Below are 21,463 nucleotides of genomic sequence, written 5' to 3' on the forward strand. Positions count from 1 at the left end.
CGGGTCCGGCCGTTGTTGTCGACAATGACAACTGCGGACCGATTCCTGTAGGCGTTCTCTGTGACACGGGAGCGCCGCAGTAGCGGTGTGCTGCCGGTAGTCGGCCTTCTCGGGATTGGGCAGTCGACCTTCTCATCGTGGTGAGGACGGCTATTGAAGCTCGGCGCAAGCGTCGTGCCGCGAAGGACAGGGCCGGAGAACGAACCGATGCGACGCCCGAGTACCGAGCGACGCCTATCCCGAGTTAGCCGGGCTACTCCGACGAGTTGCTAATGGGCCGCCCATACGTCCTCCAGATACCGGTTGGCGGTGCGTTGCTGCTCCAACCAGGCCTCCGCTTCTTCGGTCGAGCAGCCATTGGCCTGCTGGTAGATCTCTGCGAAGGTTGTACGGAGGGCCGGGGCGACGGTCTGCGCGCCACCGCAGACGTAGACGTTGCCACCTTCGTTCATGAGTTCGAGCACGCGTTGACTATGTTCGCGGATTTTGTCTTGCACCCAGGCCTTGGTTCCGTCCCGAACGCCGGAGTAGGCGGTGACGACCTCGACAACACCGTCATCGACGAACCCCTGGATCTCGTCCTCGTAGATGAAATCGGAGTCGGGCAGCCTGCAACCGTAGAACAGCAGCGCGGGTCCAAGCTCTCCTGCCGATTTTTGGGCAGCGCGTTCTTGCAGGAAACCCCGGAAGGGCGAGATACCCGTGCCGGTTGCGATCAGAATCATCGGCGTGGCGGGGTTATCGGGGACGTAGAACGGGATTCCCGGTGGGCGAATGAAACCGGCCACGGTCGCACCGACATGCTGGCGAGCCAGGAAGTTGGACGAAGTGCCGCTGAAAATTCCGTTACCCGAGCGAGCGGGCGCGCGCAGCACCCCGACGGTGATGCTGCACCGATCGGACGAGACGGCCGGTGATGACGAGATCGAGTAATAGCGGGGCCGAAGCGCGGGCAGGAGCTCGAGCCCGGTGTTCAGCGGTACGCGGATGGACGGAAAGCGTTCCAGGAGGTCGAGCAGCGAGACCCGCTTGCCCAAGATCTCTTCCCGGTACCTGGTGACGTTCTCCTCACCCTCGGCGAACAACTCGGCCAGCGCCGCCTGCTCCTCCGGATTTTCGGCGAACTCGACGAGCGTGCGGATTTGTGCCCGGGTCACCGGTTCCTGCAACTCAACCCGACCTGCCAGTAACTCCGAAACGACGAACGGAGTATCGATGGGTAGTTGCGAGGACGCCGAAGTGTTGGCCCGGATGGTGATGAGCTCATCGAGGTTGAGCTCGGCGATAGCGGCCGCCCGGCTGACCACCTCGGTGGCGTTACGCGGCAGCAGTGCGATGTGGTCACCCGTCCGGTAGGTGGCCCCAGCCGGGAGGCCGAGTTCAATGTGTCGGGTCGAGCGGGCGACAGGTCCATCGTGAACCACCCGGGTCAAGAGTTCGCGATTCTCCAGCACCGGATACCGCACAGCTTTGAGCGACGAGAAGAAGGGGGCGTGCAAGTGAGCCCCCGCGGTCTCCACCTCGTATCGGTTCCCTTCGAAGACGACGTCGGCTTGGGGCGCCAAGCCGAGCGCATCCCCGACGTGGTTCCACAGGGTGCCGTACCACGTCCGGTACATGCCGTCGAAGTCGTCGCTGGCGTCGGCGACTCCCCGCTGCGCTATCCGCTCTGCTCCGGCTGCCGCGAGCAACTGGTCGACCTCGGCGGGTATCTTTTGAAACGTTGTCGCCCAGACCCGGTCGCCGCAACCGAAGACCGTGTACTTCACGTCAGCCAGTGCGTCCGGGGCCAGCCCGCTGCGCAGCCACTCGAGGAATCTGACGGCATTGTCCGGCGGATTGCCGTTGTACGAGGAGGTCACGATGACGACGGCGTCAACCTCGGTGATCGCATCGACGAAGTCGTCGAGCGCACCGAGAGTCACCCGGAAGCCTCTGGCTGTGCCGTCCTCGGCTATCTCGTTGGCGATCCGCTCCGCGGTTCCCAGGTTCGACCCGTAGAGCACAAGGAGCGAGTTGCCTTTGGCGTACTCCGAAACCGAGGCCTTGGGCTTGACGGCAGGCTTGTCCTGCGCAATCCCGGCCGATTGCCCCGGCGTAAGAAACATCGCCTCGCGCCTACCTTCGCGAGGCTCGACGGTGATCTTGAAATTCTGGGGTTTGACCGAGAAACCATCGTGCAGGTCCAGCTGATAGTCGAACGAATCGACCAGTTTGAAGCGTTGCAGGATCATCCCGATGAGCAATTGCGCTTCGTGGAAGGAGAAGTGCCGACCGATACACGCCCGCTGGCCATTGCCGAAAGGCATCCAAGCCCATGCCGGCCGTTCGGCCTCTTTGTCGGGGGTGAACCGCTCCGGATCGAATTTTTCGGGATCGGGGAAGATGTCTGGATTGCGTTGAATCTGAGGCGTCAGAATGTGTACGGCCTGACCCTTTTGGATCCGGTACTCCCCACCCAACACGGTGTCGGCCAACGCAACGACCTCGAAGCCATTGCCGTTGGGCCCCAGCCGCAACGCCTCCTTCATCACCTGCAGCAGATACTTCAATTGTGGAATCTGGGTCGCTGCGGGAATGACCGACAGATCGTCACCGAAGACCTCGTCCACCTCGGCGTACACCTTCGCGAGCACGTCAGGGTTCTTCAGCATGTAGTACAGGGTGAACTGCAACAGACCACTGGTCGTGTCGTATCCGGCCGCCAGGAAAGTGATCATCTGCTGTCGAATGTTGACCAGGTCCAGCTGCCTGCCGCTGGCTTTGTCCGCAGTGGTGAGCATGATGTCCAGGACATCGCCCACCTGTCCCGCCTGCCCAGAATCGATCCGATCCCGGATGATTCCGTCAGCCAGTTCGGCCAGGTAGCTGAGGGCTTTCTTGTATTCCCGTCGGCCGCCGAGCCACTCGAGGGCGTTCTGGCCAGGTAGCTGAGAGGGCCGGCGCATCGCCTCATCGATCGCTGTCTCGATGGCCTGCACCGCGGGATGCATGTCCTGCCGGTAATAGGACCCTGGCCGGTAGCTGAAACACACCAGCGAAACGGTGTCGAACGTCAGCCTGACCATGTCGGGGCCCACATCGACAGGCTCGCCCGGATTCAGCCGCGCCCACTTCAGCACGAGTTGACCGGCGATGTCGGCCATCTTCTCGGTGTAGCCCTTGATGGCACCAGGGGCGAACGCCGGTAGCAGGATGTTGTGGCCTTGTTTCCACGCCGGCTCGGTCGTCCACGCCGTGAACACAGCGGACCCGGCGAGTTCCCGCAGTACCTGAGTCTGGGGAGAGATGTACTTCTCGAACCTGGTCTCGTCGAGACATTCGGAGACGATGTCCCCGCCGGTCACCACCAACAGGTTGCCGCCCGGCACGACAAGTTCATAGATGGGCCCTAGTTCGACTGCCAGGTCCATCAGGCTTTGAGTGGGGTGCTGGGAGTCAATGTGCAGTGCGTCGCCCAACACCGGGATCCGGTTGCTCGGTTGCGGAATCTGCTTAAAGGCCTGGGCACTCATCTGAAACTCAATTCCGCTGTCGTATTACACGCCCAGCGGCGGCGACCAGGTGGGCCCGCCCATGCGAATTGTGCAATACAGCTTTTCTGGGGACGCTTGAGACTCTCGCGTGGCAATGCTACTGCCTCACCGTTGCCGGCAGCGCCAATACCTTGGAAGACCGCTACCTTGGAAGAGCGCCGAATCCCGAGCGGCGATCGCCCGGGTCGCCGCCGCGGCTGCCCGAACTCGGTTCGAAGGAATAACAATTCGGCGTTAGCGGGCCTGCGCACCTTCGCCGGCGGCGAATGCCATTCGTCGTCTTGCGATGCGAACCGGAAGGACGAGCAGCGGCAGCGCCAGCAACACCACGGCCAGGGCGGCCAGACCCAGGCGGGGCCATTGTCCGTCTGCGCCGGCGATCCACCCGCCGATGGCCGGCGCAAAGGCGCCGGCCACCAACGCGGCGCCGCCGACCAGAACGACGAGACGGCCCGAACTCGTGTCGAGATCAGCAGCCAACGCCAGCAGCAACGGCGTGACACAAAAGAATGCGAGGTTTATCGCGAGAAACCCCACCATGAACGGCGCAGGGCTGGTGGCGGTACCGACGAGCAGATTGCCGACGCCCAAGGCTAGGACGGCCGGAACGATGAGGACCATCTTGGGGACCTTGGCCCCGAACGCCAAGGTGATTCCTGCTCCGACCAATCCGATGAGCTGAGACATGCCCAGAAATGTCGCGGTGTTTTGCACGGACAGCTTGGCTTGCTCTCCGATCGGCCCGGCGAACGTCCAGACCATCACGTTCCCGAACTCCAGGAGCCACATTGCCCCGATGAGAAGCACTGCGGGACCGTAGATCCCGAGTCGTCCCCGGGGCCCCGCCGCTATTCCATCGGGTGAATCACCCTGCCCGACCACCTGCTCTTCGGGTCGGGGCACGCTCGGGTCGTCCTCGGGCAGATCCCGCACATCGGGCAGTCGGACGATGAAAATGATGCACAACAGCACTGCCGCGGCCATCCCGAGGTAGATACCTACCTTCGGCCACGCGTCGGCCAGGGTTGGCCCCAGCGTCAGCATCGTCGCGCCGACCAGCATCCAGGTGATGGTGACGATGCTGAAAGCACGCTCCCGGAATCGGGCGTAGGCCAGTGCCGAGTTTGCACACGCATAGCACAATCCGGCCCCCAGCCCCATCATGACCTGCAGGGTTAGAACCTGGCCGTACCCCGTTGCGAAACCAGTCAACGCCAGGCAGACGGCGACGGTTAGCGCTCCGGCAGTCCCGACCCTTCTTCGGTCCAGCCGCGGCAGGAATGGAAGAACGCCGAGAGCCGAAAGTACTACGCCCCCTTGCCCGCAAGCCACCAGCAGGCCGGCCGGTCCGATCCCAAAATGAAATTCCTCGGCAAACGACACCGCGAGCATGGGCGACAAGAAAGTGGTGAGGAATCCGGCAGCCATCAACCCCGCTGCACCGACGACCAGGCCGCCGTGTTCTTTCGAATCGGGCCCGTTGGCCAGTCCGGCCGGCGTGGAGTTCACTGCCACCCTGACGGCCCCTCGCTACTCCCACGCATCAAGTCGGAGATCTTTCAGCAGCGAGGTCGCGAACGACCGCATCGTTGAGTCGTTCGAGTTGAGTCGTTCCGGGAGGGGCGCCACCATTACCGAACGGTACGCGACCCGGCCCTTCGGTGTGCTCGTCTTCGGGTTGAGAACACCAGCGTCATCACATGATTGGAAGACGCGCCGCTACTAGCGGCGGCGGCCACCATAGTTCAACCACGGAATCAGAGGAAACGCAGCGGGGGCCGCATACGTCCCGGGCTCCGCCTTGATCGACACACTGCCGTTGGTTTGGCAGATTGTCGTGGAGCCAGCTTGGTCGCAGTACGGTCGAGCTTGGGCGGCAGGGGCCCACACGAACGCCACGACCGCCAGACCCGCCATCAGCAGCGCCGCCCTGCCGCGATCTCTCATATGCCGCTCACCTTTCGAAGTGTAGCCCTTTGTCACACAATGGTCAGGATTCGCCCGCCGATACGTCCGCTCAAGCTGCCCAGCAGTCCGCGATGACAACGAACACATCGGGCTCAGAGACCGGCATGTTGTAGATCGCCGCCTCATTGATCGCGTTCTGACGGGCTTCCTCGATGGTGGCCCCGGCTCCGCCGCCAACGACCATATTGACGGGATCGGCGAACGACCCGATGCAGTTGTCATCGTTGGTTGCCATATCCATGGTGCAGTACATACCACCGGCGGCCTCGCATTGCGCGACCACGTTCGCCGAGGCCTCCTCGTTGGTGGCGCCGGTCGCCAGGAAACCCACCAGGGCGTCTTCGAATACTCCGGTACCGACCGCTGCGGACATATGGTCGACGTTCTCGACGACGCCACCGGGCCCACCCGCCCACGCGGTGCCTGTCGAGATCCCCGCACCGATGACTCCTGCAGCCAAGATCACCGAAACCAAACGGGTATTGGGCATGCCAGTCCTCTCGTCAATGAAGTTGGTTACAAACTAACACCGACCGTCGAGGCTGGCCCGCTAACATTGCTGCGGGCATCCCCGTAGTCGATGGTTGACTTCGCCCGCAACCACTCCACTGTTGGCGTGGAATCATGCCTGTGACATGAGCACGGGCATCAGCAGCGCTGCCGATAAGAAAGACTTTATCCGATGGCGTCAGCCACCACCGAAGTTGTCCGGTTGCCGCCGGGTCCGCACATCCCGAAGGCCGCTGCGGCGCTGGGGTTCTTCACCGCCCGCCGCCAGGCATTGAACCTGGCCGCCGCGCGGTACGGCGACTGCTTCACCGTCGATCTCCCGATCTTCGGAGAAACCACGGTGATCAGCGACCCTGCACTGGTCAGGGAGCTTTTCGCCGCTGACAGCGACCTGGTGTCCAGGGCTTCCAATCTCGGCACGGTGCTGGGTCCGGGGTCGACGTTCAGTCTCGACGGTGACGAGCACCGCGCACGACGCAAGTTGCTCCTTCCCCCGTTCCACGGCAAACGGATGGCCCACTACGAAGCGATCGTGGCAGAGGAGGTGGCCCGTGAGACCGCGGGCTGGCCGCAGGGGCGTGAGTTCGCGACGCTGGAACCGATGATGCGGATCACCCTCAACGCCATTCTCCGCGCGGTGTTCGGTGCCCAGGGTTCCGAACTCGACGAACTGCGTCGCCTGCTGCCGCCGATGGTGCCGTTGGCCTCCCTGATGGTGGTGCTGCCGCCGGCGCTGCGCAGAGATTGGGGCCCGTGGAGCCCGTGGGGCAGGGTGGTGCGTTCGCGCAGGCGCTACAACGAGATCATCGCCGCGCTCATCGCCCAAGCGCGCTCGGATCCCGGGTTCGGTGACCGCAATGACGTGCTGGCGCTGTTGATGAGCGCGCGCTACGAGGACGGATCGGCGATCGCCGACGAGCACGTCGCCGACGAACTGCTGACGTTGTTGGCCGCCGGCCACGAAACCACCGCCACCACGTTGGCGTGGACGATAGAGCGGCTGCGCAGGCATCCCGACCTGTTGCACCGACTCACGGCCGAAGTGGATGCCGGAGGCACTGAACTGACCCAGGCCACTATCTGGGAGGTCCAGCGCACCAGGCCCGTCGTGGAGGCGATGTTTCGGGTGGCCAAGAAGCGAATCAAGCTGGGGGAGTGGGTTATTCCGGAGGGGAACGGGGTCATGCCGAGCATCACGCTGATGCACTCCTCGGAGCGTCACTTCGCCGAACCCCAACTGTTCCATCCGGATCGCTTCAGTGGGGGCCACCCGGATTCGCTGACCTGGATTCCCTTCGGGGGCGGTGTGCGGCGCTGTATCGGAGCGGCGTTCGCCAACATGGAGATGACGGTCACCTTGCGAGAACTGTTGCGCGAGTTCGAATTCGCTACGACGAATGCGCCTGGGGAACGACGGCGCTCGCGTGGCATCGCGACGGCGCCCGGCTTGGGCGGACGGGCTGTCGTGTACCGGCGCGCCGAGCCAATGCCCTCGCCCACTGAAGCTTGTTAGCTGCAGTGACGTCCCGGGGTGGTCCGGCCTGCCCGGACCGCGCGACCGACCTGTGCCAGTCGCTTCATCTCGATCCGAACGGCGGTCTTGGTGGTCTATCGTCGCGCCATGGCAACCAAGGATTCCCGCGAGGTCGTGATCGACGCAACCCCCCAGCAGATTCTCGACGTCATCGCTGATGTCGAGTCAACCCCTACCTGGTCGCCGCAGTACCAGAGCGCGGAGATCCTCGAGAGCTACGACAACGGCAGACCCAAGCGGGTCAAGATGACGGTCAAGGCGGCCGGCCTGACCGACGAGCAGGTGATCGAGTACACCTGGGCCGACGACAGCGTCACCTGGACCCTGATCTCGGCGGGCCAACTGAAGGCCCAAGACGCCGGCTACACGCTGTTTCCCGAGGGTGGCAAGACCCGGGTTAAGTTCGACATTGCGATCGACCTGGCCGTGCCGCTGCCCGGCTTCATCCTCAAGCGGACGATGAAGGGTGGCGTCGAGACCGCCACCGAGGGCCTGCGCAAGCAGGTTCACAAGGTCATCAAGGGGTGACTGAAGGACCCCTTGCCGGGGTCCGGGTCGTCGAACTCGGCGGTATCGGGCCGGGGCCGCACGCCGCCATGGTCCTGGCCGACCTGGGCGCCGACGTGGTGCGAGTTCGTCGTCCCGGCGGTCTGCAGATGCCCGCCGAAGACGTCGATCTCATGCACCGCGGCAAGCGACTCGTCGACCTCGACCTGAAGAAGGATCGTCGAGCGCTGCTGGATCTGGTGGCCGAGGCCGATGTGCTCATCGACGTATTCCGACCCGGCACGTGCGAGCGACTCGGGATAGGCCCGCAGGACTGCGCGGCCGTCAACCCGCGGCTGATCTTCGCCCGGATCACCGGGTGGGGGCAGCACGGACCCCTGGCGAAGTCCGCGGGCCACGACATCAATTATCTGTCCCAGACCGGTGCGCTGTCGGCGATCGGATACCGGGACAGACCACCGGTGGTGCCCCTCAATCTGGTCGCGGATTTCGGGGGTGGGTCGATGCTCGCGGTGGTGGGCATCGTGGCCGCGCTGTACGAGCGGGAGCAGTCCGGTCTGGGGCAGGTGATCGATGCGGCCATGGTGGACGGTGTCAGCTTGCTGTCGCAGATGGCGTGGACGATGAAGTCGATGGGGACGCTTCGAGACGAGCGGGAATCGTTCCTGCTCGATGGCGCAGCGCCGTTCTACCGCACCTACGAAACCGCCGATGGGAAGTACCTGGCCGTGGGGGCCATCGAACCCCAGTTCTACGCCCAGCTGCTCGCCGGGCTCGGTCTGTCGGCCGACGCACTGCCTGCGCAGATGGACCGATCGGCGTTCCCCGCAATGCACGCACTGTTCGCCGAGCGATTCGCCAGCAAGACCCGCGACGAGTGGACCGAGGTCTTCGCGGACTCCGACGCCTGCGTCACACCGGTGCTCACCTGGAGTGAAGCCGCGCGAAGCAAACACCTGCGGGCGCGCGAGACGATGGTCACCCGGCACGGCGCAGACCAGGCGGCACCGGCTCCGCGATTCTCGCGAAGTCGTTCAACCGCGGTCGGCGCCCCGCCGGCCAGCGTTACGCCCGTCGACCGGATCGGTTGGTGATCGAGGTTAGCTGCATAATCCGTTGCGCAAGGCTGATCAGGTAGCTAGTATTTGCCAGTATGGCCGTTCGTGCTTCTAGCGAAGTCGTGATCGAGGCCGATCCTGCGGTGATTCTGGAGGCCCTGGCCGATATTGACGGCGTGACCTCGTGGTCGTCGCTGCACAAAGATGCCGAGGTACTGGATCGCTACCCCGACGGCAGGCCGCACCACGTGAAGGCGACCGTCAAGATCATGGGTATCTCCGACCGGGAGATTCTTGAGTACCACTGGGGTGACGACTGGGTGGTGTGGGACGCGGCGCGGACTTTCCAACAGAGTTGTCAGCACGGCGAGTACAACCTGACGCCCGTGGGTGAGGACAGGACGCGGGTCCGGTTCGACCTGATTCTCGATCTGGCCGCGCCGTTTCCGGAGTTCATGGTGAAGCGGGCAAAGAAGTTGGTGCTCGACGTCGCATTGGAGAACCTTCGCGAGCGTGTGATGCGCCCGGCGTCGGCGTAGACCGCACCGGGCTATCCGCCGCCGACACCGAGCACGCGATCGCCAATCCTCTGGCGAATTTCCTGTGGCGCGTTCTCGGACTCGGCATCAGCTTCGGCCGGTTTGGAGTGTCTGCAGCCGTCGGATCGCTTCGTCGAGAGTGTCTTCCCGTTTACAGAAGGCGAAGCGCACCAAATGACTCCATTGATCCGCGTGCTCGGCCCCGGCGTCGCAGAACGCCGACATCGGGATAGCGGCTACGCCAACGCGCTCCGGTAGTTCGGCGCAGAACGTCGCGCTGTCGCCGTAGCCGAGCGGGCGCGGGTCGGCGCACAGGAAGTACGTGCCCGAGCTGTCGTGAACTTCGAAACCGATTTCTGTCAGTGCAGAACCCAACCTGTCCCGCCTGGTCTGCAACGAATCGCGCAGCGCAATCACCCAGGCATCCTCGGTGGAGAGTGCCTGAGCAATCGCAGGCTGGAAGGGCGCGCCACCGACATAGCTGAGGTACTGCTTGGCCGCCCGTACACCGGCGATGAGTTCGCTGGGTCCGCAAGCCCATCCGATCTTCCACCCGGTGACGTTGAACATCTTGGCCGCACTGGAGATCGTGATGGTGCGCTCGGCCATGCCCGGGTAGTCGGCCAGGGGAAGGTGGCGTCTCCCGTCGAAGACGAGATGCTCGTAAACCTCGTCGGTGATCACCAGGAGATCGGCCGACACGGCGAGTTCGGCCAGTGCGCGCAGCTCGTCATCGGCGGCCACCATGCCGGTCGGATTGTGTGGCGAATTGAAGATCAGCGCCTTGGTCTTCGCCGTCACCGCCCGCCGCAGGCCCTCGATATCGATCGCGAAGCCCAGGCCGTCGGGCCGCAACGGAACCGCCCGTCGATGGCAGCCGGCCATCGCGATCACCGGGGAGTACGAGTCGTAGAACGGCTCGATCAACAGCACCTCGGAGCCGGGTTCGACGAGCCCGAGCACCGCGGCCGCGATGGCCTCGGTGGCACCCACCGTCACGAGGACCTGGGTGTCCGGGTCGTACTGGGTGCCGTATCGGCGCCGGCGCTGGTCGGCGATAGCCTGACGAAGAGGCGCGATGCCCAAGCCTGGCGGGTACTGATTGACTCCCTCCGCGATGGCGTTCTGGGCGGCTGCGAGCATCGCCGGTGGACCATCCTCGTCGGGGAACCCCTGTCCGAGGTTCACTGCCCCTATCCGGGCGGCCAACGCCGTCATCTCGGCGAAGATGGTCACTGCGTATGGCTGCAGCCTGCGCACCGTCATAGCGGTCGAGCCTAGCCAGGAGTGCGGCATACACCGGACTAAGCCACGTGCACCGGATGCGCCAGTACTGATTCATGCATGTACCCGAGTTCATTCCAGGGCGTGGACTCGGGCTGCATCCTTCCTTGATCGTCACTCGCGCGCACTCGAAGCAGATGCTCGCCGGGTTCGGGATTCCACGGGAACTGCCAGCGTGCCCAGACTCCCGGAGACGAGGCCGAGGTGATCTCGGCCGAGTGCCATATTCCCTCGTCGATGCGGTACTGCACCTCGCTGACGCGGTTCTCTCCGGCGAACGCCCTCCCGCGGATCATCTGTGGTTCTGGCCGCAACCGCGCCGGCCATGACAACTCGACCAGGGTCGAGATCCCGAGCGCAGTGATGGCCGGGCCCCTACCCGGCCCGTCGGCGGGATGCTCGGGTCCGATCAGCACGTAATCCTCGGTGTTCCACGGCACGTGAAGCGGGTGCTCGGACACCTCAATCCGGCCGAGCCATTTGATGCTCGCCGCGCCGAGCCAGCCCGACACCAGCAGGCGGGCCGGATAGCCGTGATCGGCCGGCAGTGGCTCGCCGTTCATCGCGATCGCGACGATCGTGTCGTCGGCACACGCCTTGGCCAGCGGCAGCGGGCGGCGAGCGCGGATCGCGTCGAGTGACTCCGCCATCACCTCGCATGCCCCTGAGGTGACGTCGGCCGCTTCTAGCAGGTCACGCAGCCGAACGCCGGTCCACTCCGCTGTGCTGATCGCTCCGCGACCCCATTGGGTGCCCTCGAACGTCTGTCCGAGTTCCTCGCCGAGCAGAACGCGGCGGTTGCCTGCGCATTCGATGGTGCGGACCATCGACCTCAGCGGAAAGCGCCGGCACAGGTCCTCGTAGGTGTAGCTGACCTGTCGCCGCGCTCCGTCCCCGCCGATAGTCAGCGCCCAATTCTCCGCATCGATCACCGGCGTCGGGGCGTGACTGCGGATGAAGAACCTGTCGACGGGCGTGATGTCGCCGAGCATGGAATCGGGGCGGGTGCCGTAGTCCAGTCCCGTACCGGTGTCCTCCATCAGACCCTTCGGGATGGGTTTGATCACTCCTGGGCGGTCGATTGCCATGACGTCACCTTGCCTGATGACGAGGGTCGTCGATGGGTGAACCGCCGCCCAACCAACGGGTTGGGCGAGGGCTGATAGGCTGCGGTTCAGAGGACTGTCCTCCTGCGGGTCCACCCCTGGGGCCCGTACATCAACGTCAATAGGAGTGGGACATCGATGTCCGAAGAAGCCTTCATCTATGAGGCCGTCCGCACCCCGCGCGGCAAGCAACGAAATGGCTCGCTGAACGAGGTCAAGCCCGTCAACCTGGTGGTCGGCCTGATCGAGGAACTGAGGTCGCGCTATCCCGACCTGGACGAGAACATGATCAGCGACCTGATCTTGGGCGTCGTGTCCCCCGTCGGCGATCAGGGCGGCGACGTCGCCCGCACCGCCGGCCTGGTGGCGGGTCTGCCGGAGACCACCGGCGGATTCCAGCTCAACCGGTTCTGCGCCTCCGGCCTGGAGGCGGTGAACCTGGGAGCACAGAAGGTGCGCTCCGGCTGGGACGATCTGGTGCTCGCCGGTGGTGTGGAGTCGATGAGCCGCGTTCCGATGGGCTCCGACGGCGGCGCCTGGGCGATGGATCCGGAGACCAACTACCGCATCGGCTTCGTGCCCCAGGGCATCGGCGCCGACCTGATCGCCACCATCGAGGGTTTCAGCCGGGACGACGTCGACGCATACGCGGCACGTTCACAGGAGAGAGCCGCCGCGGCCTGGTCCGGCGGCTACTTCGCCAAGTCCGTCATTCCGGTCAAGGATCAGAACGGTCTGGTCATCCTCGACCACGACGAGCACATGCGACCCGGCACCACGGCAGCCGACTTGGGCAAGCTGAAGTCAGCGTTCGAGGGCCTCGGCGCCATGGGCGGGTTCGACGATGTTGCGCTGCAGAAGTACCACTCCGTGGAGAAGATCAACCACGTCCATACGGGCGGCAACAGTTCAGGCATCGTCGACGGCGCAGGCCTGCTCCTGATCGGTAGCGAGCGGGCGGGCAGCGCACAGAACATGACCCCCCGGGCGCGCATCGTGGCCACCGCCACCAGCGGCGCGGATCCGGTGATCATGCTCACCGGGCCGACCCCGGCCACCCGCAAGGTGCTCGATCGCGCCGGTTTGACCGTCGATGACATCGATCTCTTCGAGCTGAACGAGGCCTTTGCTTCGGTGGTTCTGAAGTTCCAGAAGGACCTCGACATCCCCGACGAGAAACTCAACGTCAACGGCGGAGCCATTGCGATGGGTCACCCGTTGGGTGCCACCGGCGCCATGATCGCCGGAACCATGGTCGACGAGCTGGAACGGCGTAATGCGCGGCGCGCGCTGGTCACGTTGTGCATCGGCGGCGGCATGGGCGTAGCGACCATCATCGAACGAGTCTGAGAGGTTTCGAACAGAAATGGCAGAGAACACTATTCAGTGGGACAAGGATGCCGACGGCATCGTCACCCTGACGCTGGACGACCCCACCGGCTCGGCCAATGTGATGAACGAGCACTACAAAGAGTCGATGCACAAGGCCGTAGAGAGGCTGGTCGCGGAAAAGGATTCGATCACCGGCGTGGTGATCACCAGCGCGAAGAAGACCTTCTTCGCCGGCGGTGACCTCAAGGGCATGATGAACGTCGGACCGGACAACGCGGCCGAGGCGTTCGCCGAGGTCGAGTTCATCAAGGCCGACCTCCGCGCGTTGGAGACGCTCGGCAAGCCCGTGGTGGCGGCCATCAACGGCGCCGCCCTCGGTGGCGGTCTGGAGATAGCCCTGGCATGTCACCACCGCATCGCGGCAGACGTGAAGGGTGTGGTTCTGGGCCTGCCTGAGGTGACGCTGGGCCTGCTGCCCGGCGGTGGCGGCGTGACCCGAACGGTGCGGATGTTCGGCATCCAGAAAGCGTTCATGGAGGTGCTCAGTCAGGGCACCCGATTCAAGCCCGGCAAGGCCAAGGACACCGGGCTGGTGGACGAATTGGTCTCCCACGTCGACGAATTGGTGCCGGCGGCGAAGGCCTGGATCAAGGCCAACCCGGAGGCGCACACACAGCCCTGGGACGAGAAGGGCTACAAGATGCCCGGCGGCACCCCGTCGCACCCGGCGCTGGCGGCGATCCTGCCGTCCTTCCCCGCACTGCTGCGCAAGCAGCTCAAGGGGGCACCGATGCCGGCACCGCGAGCCATCCTGGATGCTGCGGTGGAGGGCGCCCAGGTCGACTTCGATACTGCCAGCCGTATCGAGAGCCGTTACTTCACCTCGCTGGTGACCGGTCAGACCGCCAAGAACATGATCCAAGCGTTCTTCCTGGATCTGCAGCACATCAACGGTGGCGGGTCGCGTCCGGACGGCATCGGAAAGACCCCGATCACCAAGATCGGTGTACTCGGTGCCGGCATGATGGGCGCCGGAATCGCCTATGTCTCGGCGAGGGCCGGATTCGACGTCGTGCTCAAGGACGTCACGCTCGAAGCCGCACAAAAAGGCAAGGGCTACTCAGAGAAGCTCGAGGCCAAGGCTCTGGGGCGCGGCCGCACCACCGAGGAGAAGTCCAAGGAGCTACTCGCTCGCATCACGCCTACCGCTGACGCCGCCGACCTCAAGGGGGTCGATTTCGTGGTCGAGGCGGTCTTCGAAAGCCAGGAACTCAAGCACAAGGTGTTCCAGGAGATCGAGGACATCGTCGAGCCCAACGCCGTGCTCGGCTCGAACACCTCCACCATGCCGATCACCGGTCTGGCCACCGGGGTGAAGCGCCAGGAAGACTTCATCGGGATTCACTTCTTCTCGCCGGTGGACAAGATGCCACTGGTGGAGATCATCAAGGGCGAGAAGACTTCTGACGACACGCTGGCCCGGGTCTTCGACTACACGCTGGCCATCGGGAAGACCCCGATCGTGGTGAACGACAGCCGCGGCTTCTTCACCTCGCGCGTCATCGGGACGTTCGTCAACGAGGCACTGGCGATGCTGGGTGAGGGTGTGGCGCCGGCCAGCATTGAACAGGCCGGGTCGCAGGCCGGGTATCCCGCGCCGCCACTGCAGTTGTCCGACGAGTTGAACCTGGAGCTGATGCAGAAGATCGCAGTGGCTTCCCGCAAGGGTATCGAGGATGCCGGCGGCACCTACGAGCCGCATCCGGCCGAGGCCGTGGTCAACACGATGATCGAGGCCGGCCGGCCGTCGCGGCTGAAGGGCGCGGGTTTCTACTCCTACGTCGACGGCAAGCGAGTCGGACTGTGGGAGGGCTTGGGTGAGACCTTCAATTCGGGTTCGTCGACGCCGCCGTTGCAGGACATGATCGACCGGATGCTGTTTGCCGAGGCGCTGGAAACCCAGAAGTGCCTCGACGAAGGCGTGCTCATGTCCACTGCGGATGCCAACATCGGCTCGATCATGGGCATCGGTTTCCCGCCCTACACCGGTGGCTCGGCGCAGTTCATCGTCGGCTACGAGGGGGCGGGTGGCGTCGGCAAGCAGGCCTTCGTGGCTCGGGCGAAGGAGCTGGCCGCCAAGTACGGGGACCGTTTCAACCCGCCCGCATCACTGCTGAGCTAGTCACTACAGGAAGTCCCCCGGAGCCGCCGAGGCGGTTTCGGGGGCTTCTTGTCTTCCGGCCCATGTTGAAATTCGGCGCAGCCACCTAGAGTCGACGCCATGCGCTTCGGACTGTTCATCCCGCAGGGCTGGCGACTCGATCTGGTCGGCATCGAACCGGTCGACCAATGGCCGGTGATGCGCGACCTCGCCACCTATGTGGACGACGGTGGCGTTTGGGATTCCCTCTGGGTCTATGACCACTTCCACACCGTCCCGGTCCCGACGAACCAGGCCACCCACGAGGCGTGGTCGCTGATGGCGGCCTACGCGGCCTCCACCTCTCGGATCAAATTGGGGCAGATGTGTACCGCGATGAGCTACCGCAACCCCGCCTATCTGGCCAAGGTCGCGGCCACCACTGACATCATCTCGGGTGGTCGCATCCAAATGGGCATCGGCGGAGGCTGGTACGAACACGAATGGCGTGCCTACGGCTACGGCTTCCCGTCCGCCGGTGTTCGGCTGGCGCGGCTCGACGAAGGCGTGCAGATCATGCGCAGCGCGTGGCGAGACGGCGTTGTGACGTTCAACGGCAAGCACTACCAGGCCGACGGGGCCATCGTGGCGCCCAAACCCCTGCAGGACGAGAGCATCCCGCTCTGGATCGCCGGGGGAGGGGAGAAAGTGACGCTGCGCATCGCCGCGAAGTACGCCCAGTACACGAACTTCACCTCGGAGCCGGAAGGTTTTGAGCACAAGTCGGGAGTGCTCGCCGATCACTGCGAGGCCGTCGGCACCGATTTCGGCGCCATCGTCCGGTCGGTGAACCTCAATGTCGTGCTGGGGGCAACGGAGTCCGAGGTGAAGGACCGGCTCACCCGGGTGCGGTCCCGGATGAGCGCGCACACCGGGGAAGCGGCCGCGGACGCGATGGTGAACTCCATGGCCACACCCCAGGCCGGTAGCGGCACACCCGAGCAGCTCATCGAGTCGATTGGAACGCTGGGTGATCTCGGCTGCGACTACGTGATCTGCTATTTCCCGGAAGCGGCGTATGACCGTTCAGGAATCGAGCTGTTCGAGCAGGTGGTTATCCCGGCGCTGTCCTGAAGCCCATCAAATCGCCGGCCCGAGAAGGTCGTCGGCGTCCTTGATCAGGTAGCCATAGCCTTGTTCTGCCAGGAACCGCTGCCGGTGTGCGGCGTAGTCGGCATCAAGGCTGTCACGCGAGACCACGGAATAGAAGATGGCGCCACCGCCGTCGGCCTTGGGCCGGAGCAGCCTGCCGAGGCGCTGCGCTTCCTCCTGGCGGGACCCGAAGGTTCCGGACACCTGCACTGCCACACTTGCCTCGGGAAGATCGATGGAGAAGTTAGCGACCTTGGACACCACCAGGGTGCGGATGTCGCCCTGCCGGAATGCATCGTAAAGAGCTTCGCGCTCAGCTGTTTTCGTCGAACCCTGGATCACCGGGGCGTCCAGCTCGGCGCCGAGTTCATCGAGCTGGTCGAGGTAGGCGCCGATCACCAGCGTCGATTCGGTCCGGTGCCTCTCCAGGATCGACTTGACCACTGCGATCTTGGTATGGGCCGTCGCGCACAGCTTGTAGCGCTCCTCGGGCTCGGCGGTCGCGTAGAGCATCCGTTCGTTGTCGGTCATCGTGACCCGTACTTCGATGCATTCGGCAGGCGCGATCCAGCCCTGGGCCTCGATGTCCTTCCATGGTGCGTCGTAGCGTTTCGGGCCGATCAGCGAGAAGACGTCGCCTTCGCGGCCATCCTCGCGGATCAACGTCGCGGTCAGCCCCAAACGTCTGCGCGACTGCAGGTCGGCGGTCATCCGGAAGACCGGCGCGGGCAGCAGATGCACCTCGTCGTAAATGATCAGGCCCCAGTCGCGGGTGTCGAACAACTCCAGATGCTTGTACTCGCCTTTGGTGCGGCGGGTGATCACCTGATAGGTGGCAATGGTGACCGGGCGGATCTCTTTGCGTTCGCCGGAGTACTCACCGATCTCATCCTCGGTCAACGACGTCCGCGCAACGAGCTCCCGCTTCCATTGCCGGCCGGCCACGGTGTTGGTGACCAGTATCAGCGTGGTCGCGCCGGCCTTGGCCATGGCGGCGGCGCCCACCAGTGTCTTGCCCGCCCCGCAGGGCAGGACAACCACGCCGGAACCGCCCGCCCAGAATGATTCGGCAGCCATCTCCTGGTAGTCCCGCAGATGCCAGCCATCTTGGGCCAGGCTGATCGGATGCGCCTCGCCGTCGACGTAGCCGGCGAGATCCTCGGCCGGCCAGCCGATCTTCAGCAACATCTGTTTGATATGGCCGCGTTCGCTGGGATGGACGATGACGGTGTCGTCGTCGATTCGGGCGCCCAGCATCGGGGCGATCTTCTTGTTGCGCATGACCTCCTCGAGGACAGCGCGGTCCAGGCTGACCAGGATCAGGCCGTAGGCCGGGCTCTTGACTAGCTGTAGCCGGCCATACCGCGCCATGGTGTCGACGATGTCGACCAGCAGGGGCTGGGGTACCGCGTAGCGGGAGAAGGACACCAGCGCGTCGACGACCTGTTCGGCGTCGTGCCCGGCCGCGCGGGCGTTCCACAACGCCAGCGGCGTGATGCGGTAGGTGTGGATGTGCTCGGGAGCACGTTCCAGCTCGGCGAAGGGGGCGAGCGCCGCGCGGGCCGCCCCGGCCTGCGCGTGGTCAACCTCGAGCAGCACGGTCTTGTCGGACTGCACGATCAGCGGGCCGTCGGTCATGGGCGGTCTCGATAAGAAGTCATCGGAACCATTATGCGGATTCCGCGGATACCACCGAAGTCACGCGGTGAATCGCGAACTCCCGGACCCTGCCCGCAGCCGGGTCGTAGGCGGTCAGCTGCCCGCCGCGGACATTGATCGGCGCGACCACCCGCTGCGTCGCCACGCCGGCAGGATCGACGTAGCCGATCACCACCGAAGCCTGATGGTGGGCTGCGTCCTGCAACTCTGAGATCGCAATGGCGGGATCCAGTCGCATGCCCGACGGCGTCGCCGCGACCTTTCGCAACACCGCGACGATCGCACCCAGAGTTTGATCGGTGGGCGCCAGGTTGTGCCGGTATCCGCGCCGACGGCCCGGTGCCGGAACTCGACAGCCTCGGCTGCGTAGATCCACGATGGCTCCTGTCGAGTCCTCGGCAGCCGGAGCGAAGCCAGCACTTCGCAGGGCCGCGAGCACGTCCGCGATCGGAGCCTGGGACACCGCCACGGTCGGTGCCAGGCAGCGCAGTTCCACCGACTCGGTCGCCGGTGCCGCGACCGCGTGCGCGAGCAGGGCGGCGTCCTCGCAGCGCACGAACGACGTGGCCATTCCGACGCGGAGTTGGCCGTGGCGGCGCGCGACGTCATCGATCATGTATGTCAACGATTGCGGCACCGGGGTTTTGGAGTGCTGGGTGAACAGTGCGTGCAGCTCGCCGGCCGTCTTTCCGGTGTCCAGCGCTTTCCGCACAGAGGCCTCGGTGATGCGGTACACCATTGCCGCGCCGGCGGATTCGACCGTGGCCACGGCCGCCAGTTGCTCGGCGAGTGCGCGCTCTAGCGGGCCCGGCACGACGACGGTCAGATCTGCTTGCAGCAGGAAGTGGTCAATCGGTTTGGGAAGGACCTTGGACATGGCGGCGACGACCGCGTCTTCGGTTTCGTCGGCGAGCATGCGTCGTATCGGAGTGGACAGGGCGCCGCGGCCGACCACTCCTACGGCGTGGGCTTCGGTGAGTAGGTCGGCGACGGGTTCGGGTTGAAGCCGCGCCGACCAGCGTGGCCGCCGCCACACCATCGACCGCGATGCGCTTTCGCTGTCGACGCCGGAACCCGGTGAGAGGTCCGCGAGCATCTCGACGAGGAGCCGACGATCCAGCGGCGCGGCTGTCGAGAACAGTGAATCAGACAGTGCCGCATAGGGTTTACCATCAGGTCCGCGGCTACCGATGAGACTGGGGCGCCCCGGTAAATCCAGCCAGGCGGACACGACGAGATGCCATTTGACCGCAGCCGGAGATTCGATGAATCGATCGGCGGCCACCGTCGGCGCCCAGTACGGTCCCGCGGCGCCGGGCGGATGGGGTTCGGGCATGCCGGGCGCGATCAGTCCCGCGGCAGCGGCTACCTCCGCGATCAATCCCAGCCGGCTTTCTTCGATGCCGGTCAGCTTGGACAGCCGCTTGACGTCCCGAACCCCGAGGCCGCCGCTGCGCAGCTCCGAAATCGGTGTAGCGCTAAGGGTTTCGATGACGATATCGACTTCGCGCAACAGATCGAGTGCCGCACCCGCGGCCACCGCGTCGACGTCTCGGGCGGTGGTCGACGACACCGTGGGGTCGGGTTTGCTCAGGGTCACGGGGCCGGGGGCCTCACCCCGCAGCACCTGGCCGACCAACCGGGGCAGGATCACGGTGTCGGTATCGAGCCGTCGCAGTAGTCCGGCATCGAGGAGGCGCTGCACCGGACGGTCCGGCGGGGTGCCTGGCGCGGCGTCGCGGGTGCGGCCTACCGGCGAGCCTTCGAGGAGCTTGTCCAGCAGTTCTCGGGCGGGAGGGTCTAGAGCTGCGATCGCCCCGGCGATTTCGGCGCCCGACATCGCGGTGCTTTCGGCGGTGGCCTGCCCCGGGTACCAGGGCAGGGCCGAAGCAGCTTCGGCGACCACTCTGAGCGCCCCGCCGCCCGAGGGGTCTCCCCAAACCAGTGCGCGGTCTCCTAGGTCCTCGACGGCGGTGGTGACCGCCGGGCAGTCCGCCTGGTCGCCGAGAAGATCGGTCAGTGCGGTGACGGTGGCGGAGGCGGTGTCAGCGTCCAGGGTGAGCAGGGCATCGAGCACCGCCAGCCGCAGGAAGTCGAGGTCATCGGTGGCCGCCTTGACCGACTGGCGTGCCGCCGCGCGGGCAGCCAGCGCCGCGATGCTGCCCGGCGGCGGTTGGGTGAGATCGGGGCGCAACCGCAGCAGTCGGATCAGTCGATCGTCGTCAGACTCGGCCAACCAGGTGCCCAACGGCATGCCCGGGCTATTCGCGCTCATCGGTGTCCTCTGCTGTTCGCGCCGGCGCTCGTCCTTGTCCTCTGCTCTTCGCGCAAGCGCTCGTCCTTGTCCTCTGCTCTTCGCGCAAGCGCTCATCGCCGACCAGCGTAAAGCAGCGTCCCGCTCTCGCCAGCAGGCGATCGGCCTGCCACAATGTGATACGTGGCTGATGAGAAACGGCAAAAGAAGAAGTACGTCGACCCAGGCTGGCCGACAACCGACGTCGAAGACCACGCGGTCAGTGAGCTGGCGGCCGACCGCACGGGAGCTCTGTCCCCGTTTGGAGATGTGACCTTCCCGCTTCCGGCAGACGAGATCCCCTTCATTCAATCTGCCACCGTTATCAACAAGTAGCGGTGCGCTAGCGGTGGGACCCGGTCATTCGGATCTCTCGCATCTCGATGAATCGGGTTCGGCCAGGATGGTCGACGTGACCGCCAAGGATGTCACCCAGCGGATTGCGGTCGCCGAGGGAACCGTGCACACCCGGGTCGATGTCGTCGAGATGATCAGCGCCAATGGGCTGCCCAAAGGTGACGCCCTGGCCACCGCCCGGGTGGCGGGCATCCTGGCTGCCAAACGCACCAGTGAACTCGTTCCGCTCTGCCACCCCCTGGCGATCACCGGTGTCGACCTCGGCTTCACCGTGGGAGCTGCCGACGATCCGGGGGCGATCGGCATCACCGCGACCGTGCGCACCACCGACCGCACCGGCGTGGAGATGGAAGCGTTGACCGCGGTCAGCGTGGCCGCGCTAACGATTTACGACATGATCAAGGCAGTTGACCGGGCCGCGCGCATCGACGATATCCGCGTGGTGCGCAAGGAAGGCGGCAAGACAGGCACATGGGCCAGGTGAGGTC

Annotated in this window: 16 protein-coding genes; 9 read left to right on the forward strand and 7 right to left on the reverse strand. The window is 65.0% G+C overall.

The window, feature by feature from the left end; translation table 11 throughout:
• Nucleotides 1-269: 269 nt before the first annotated feature.
• The 3 genes from ACPGXI_RS13780 to ACPGXI_RS13790 form a co-directional block, all read right to left on the reverse strand.
• Nucleotides 270-3,515: a bifunctional cytochrome P450/NADPH--P450 reductase gene (locus ACPGXI_RS13780; protein ID WP_526653792.1), complete on the reverse strand. Its 3,246-nt coding sequence runs from the start codon at nt 3,513-3,515 to the stop codon at nt 270-272.
• Nucleotides 3,516-3,770: 255 nt separating this feature from the next.
• Nucleotides 3,771-5,045, reverse strand: coding sequence for an MFS transporter (locus tag ACPGXI_RS13785; RefSeq protein WP_526653794.1), 1,275 nt, complete (start codon nt 5,043-5,045; stop codon nt 3,771-3,773).
• Nucleotides 5,046-5,553: 508 nt separating this feature from the next.
• Nucleotides 5,554-5,994 carry a DUF4189 domain-containing protein gene (locus ACPGXI_RS13790; protein WP_526653796.1) on the reverse strand — a complete coding sequence of 147 codons (441 nt, stop codon included), beginning with the start codon at nt 5,992-5,994 and terminating at the stop codon, nt 5,554-5,556.
• 192 nt (nt 5,995-6,186) lie between these two features.
• On the opposite strand from ACPGXI_RS13790, the gene ACPGXI_RS13795 reads away from it, so the two are divergent.
• The 4 genes from ACPGXI_RS13795 to ACPGXI_RS13810 all read left to right on the forward strand — a co-directional run bounded on the left by ACPGXI_RS13795 (nt 6,187) and on the right by ACPGXI_RS13810 (nt 9,652).
• A complete protein-coding gene (locus ACPGXI_RS13795; RefSeq protein WP_526653798.1) occupies nt 6,187-7,527 on the forward strand; it encodes a cytochrome P450 in 1,341 nt (446 codons plus the stop codon).
• A gap of 108 nt (nt 7,528-7,635) precedes the next feature.
• Nucleotides 7,636-8,076 (forward strand): SRPBCC family protein, encoded by a 441-nt coding sequence (locus ACPGXI_RS13800; protein ID WP_526653800.1) that lies wholly within the window; start codon nt 7,636-7,638, stop codon nt 8,074-8,076.
• Nucleotides 8,073-9,149: a CaiB/BaiF CoA transferase family protein gene (locus tag ACPGXI_RS13805; RefSeq protein WP_526653802.1), complete on the forward strand. Its 1,077-nt coding sequence runs from the start codon at nt 8,073-8,075 to the stop codon at nt 9,147-9,149. The genes ACPGXI_RS13800 and ACPGXI_RS13805 overlap by 4 nt, the downstream gene beginning before the upstream one ends.
• A gap of 59 nt (nt 9,150-9,208) precedes the next feature.
• Nucleotides 9,209-9,652: an SRPBCC family protein gene (locus tag ACPGXI_RS13810; protein ID WP_526653804.1), complete on the forward strand. Its 444-nt coding sequence runs from the start codon at nt 9,209-9,211 to the stop codon at nt 9,650-9,652.
• 87 nt (nt 9,653-9,739) lie between these two features.
• On the opposite strand, the gene ACPGXI_RS13815 is transcribed toward ACPGXI_RS13810, so the two are convergent.
• Entirely contained in the window at nt 9,740-10,918 is a 1,179-nt protein-coding gene (locus ACPGXI_RS13815) for a pyridoxal phosphate-dependent aminotransferase (protein WP_526653806.1), read from the reverse strand.
• Between the two features lie 38 nt (nt 10,919-10,956).
• A complete protein-coding gene (locus ACPGXI_RS13820) occupies nt 10,957-12,024 on the reverse strand; it encodes a sulfite oxidase (RefSeq protein WP_526653808.1) in 1,068 nt (355 codons plus the stop codon).
• Nucleotides 12,025-12,180: 156 nt separating this feature from the next.
• On the opposite strand from ACPGXI_RS13820, the gene ACPGXI_RS13825 reads away from it, so the two are divergent.
• The 3 genes from ACPGXI_RS13825 to ACPGXI_RS13835 all read left to right on the forward strand — a co-directional run bounded on the left by ACPGXI_RS13825 (nt 12,181) and on the right by ACPGXI_RS13835 (nt 16,648).
• Complete coding sequence (locus ACPGXI_RS13825) at nt 12,181-13,392, forward strand: acetyl-CoA C-acetyltransferase (protein ID WP_526653810.1); 1,212 nt, start codon at nt 12,181-12,183, stop codon at nt 13,390-13,392.
• A 16-nt stretch (nt 13,393-13,408) separates the two neighbouring features.
• Nucleotides 13,409-15,556 carry a 3-hydroxyacyl-CoA dehydrogenase NAD-binding domain-containing protein gene (locus tag ACPGXI_RS13830; RefSeq protein WP_526653812.1) on the forward strand — a complete coding sequence of 716 codons (2,148 nt, stop codon included), beginning with the start codon at nt 13,409-13,411 and terminating at the stop codon, nt 15,554-15,556.
• Nucleotides 15,557-15,655: 99 nt separating this feature from the next.
• Nucleotides 15,656-16,648, forward strand: a complete 993-nt coding sequence (locus ACPGXI_RS13835) for an LLM class F420-dependent oxidoreductase (RefSeq protein WP_526653814.1) — start codon at nt 15,656-15,658, stop codon at nt 16,646-16,648.
• 6 nt (nt 16,649-16,654) lie between these two features.
• Here ACPGXI_RS13835 and ACPGXI_RS13840 read toward each other — a convergent pair whose 3' ends face one another.
• The gene (locus ACPGXI_RS13840; RefSeq protein ID WP_526653816.1) at nt 16,655-18,304 is read right to left on the reverse strand and encodes a DNA repair helicase XPB; all 1,650 of its coding nucleotides are present in this window, start codon (nt 18,302-18,304) and stop codon (nt 16,655-16,657) included.
• A gap of 31 nt (nt 18,305-18,335) precedes the next feature.
• Nucleotides 18,336-20,600 (reverse strand): helicase-associated domain-containing protein, encoded by a 2,265-nt coding sequence (locus tag ACPGXI_RS13845; RefSeq protein WP_526653818.1) that lies wholly within the window; start codon nt 20,598-20,600, stop codon nt 18,336-18,338.
• Nucleotides 20,601-20,762: 162 nt separating this feature from the next.
• Here ACPGXI_RS13845 and ACPGXI_RS13850 point away from each other — a divergent pair, with 162 nt between their 5' ends.
• Nucleotides 20,763-20,954: a hypothetical protein gene (locus ACPGXI_RS13850; protein ID WP_526653820.1), complete on the forward strand. Its 192-nt coding sequence runs from the start codon at nt 20,763-20,765 to the stop codon at nt 20,952-20,954.
• Between the two features lie 67 nt (nt 20,955-21,021).
• Nucleotides 21,022-21,459, forward strand: a complete 438-nt coding sequence (gene moaC / locus ACPGXI_RS13855; RefSeq protein WP_526653840.1) for a cyclic pyranopterin monophosphate synthase MoaC — start codon at nt 21,022-21,024, stop codon at nt 21,457-21,459.
• The last annotated feature ends 4 nt before the right edge of the window (nt 21,460-21,463 follow it).

Origin of the sequence: Mycobacterium sp., from assembly GCF_049608025.1 — a bacterium.
In the GTDB taxonomy this organism is placed as follows: domain Bacteria; phylum Actinomycetota; class Actinomycetes; order Mycobacteriales; family Mycobacteriaceae; genus Mycobacterium.

Coding starts and splice junctions, on each gene's coding strand:
- ACPGXI_RS13835 (WP_526653814.1), top strand. CDS start 15,656: ATGCGCTTCGGACTGTTCATCCCGCAGGGCTGGCGACTCGATCTGGTC.
- ACPGXI_RS13820 (WP_526653808.1), bottom strand. CDS start 12,024: ATGGCAATCGACCGCCCAGGAGTGATCAAACCCATCCCGAAGGGTCTG.
- ACPGXI_RS13800 (WP_526653800.1), top strand. CDS start 7,636: ATGGCAACCAAGGATTCCCGCGAGGTCGTGATCGACGCAACCCCCCAG.
- ACPGXI_RS13780 (WP_526653792.1), bottom strand. CDS start 3,515: ATGAGTGCCCAGGCCTTTAAGCAGATTCCGCAACCGAGCAACCGGATC.
- ACPGXI_RS13790 (WP_526653796.1), bottom strand. CDS start 5,994: ATGCCCAATACCCGTTTGGTTTCGGTGATCTTGGCTGCAGGAGTCATC.
- ACPGXI_RS13825 (WP_526653810.1), top strand. CDS start 12,181: ATGTCCGAAGAAGCCTTCATCTATGAGGCCGTCCGCACCCCGCGCGGC.
- ACPGXI_RS13810 (WP_526653804.1), top strand. CDS start 9,209: ATGGCCGTTCGTGCTTCTAGCGAAGTCGTGATCGAGGCCGATCCTGCG.
- moaC (WP_526653840.1), top strand. CDS start 21,022: ATGGTCGACGTGACCGCCAAGGATGTCACCCAGCGGATTGCGGTCGCC.
- ACPGXI_RS13845 (WP_526653818.1), bottom strand. CDS start 20,600: ATGAGCGCGAATAGCCCGGGCATGCCGTTGGGCACCTGGTTGGCCGAG.
- ACPGXI_RS13815 (WP_526653806.1), bottom strand. CDS start 10,918: ATGACGGTGCGCAGGCTGCAGCCATACGCAGTGACCATCTTCGCCGAG.
- ACPGXI_RS13830 (WP_526653812.1), top strand. CDS start 13,409: ATGGCAGAGAACACTATTCAGTGGGACAAGGATGCCGACGGCATCGTC.
- ACPGXI_RS13840 (WP_526653816.1), bottom strand. CDS start 18,304: ATGACCGACGGCCCGCTGATCGTGCAGTCCGACAAGACCGTGCTGCTC.
- ACPGXI_RS13795 (WP_526653798.1), top strand. CDS start 6,187: ATGGCGTCAGCCACCACCGAAGTTGTCCGGTTGCCGCCGGGTCCGCAC.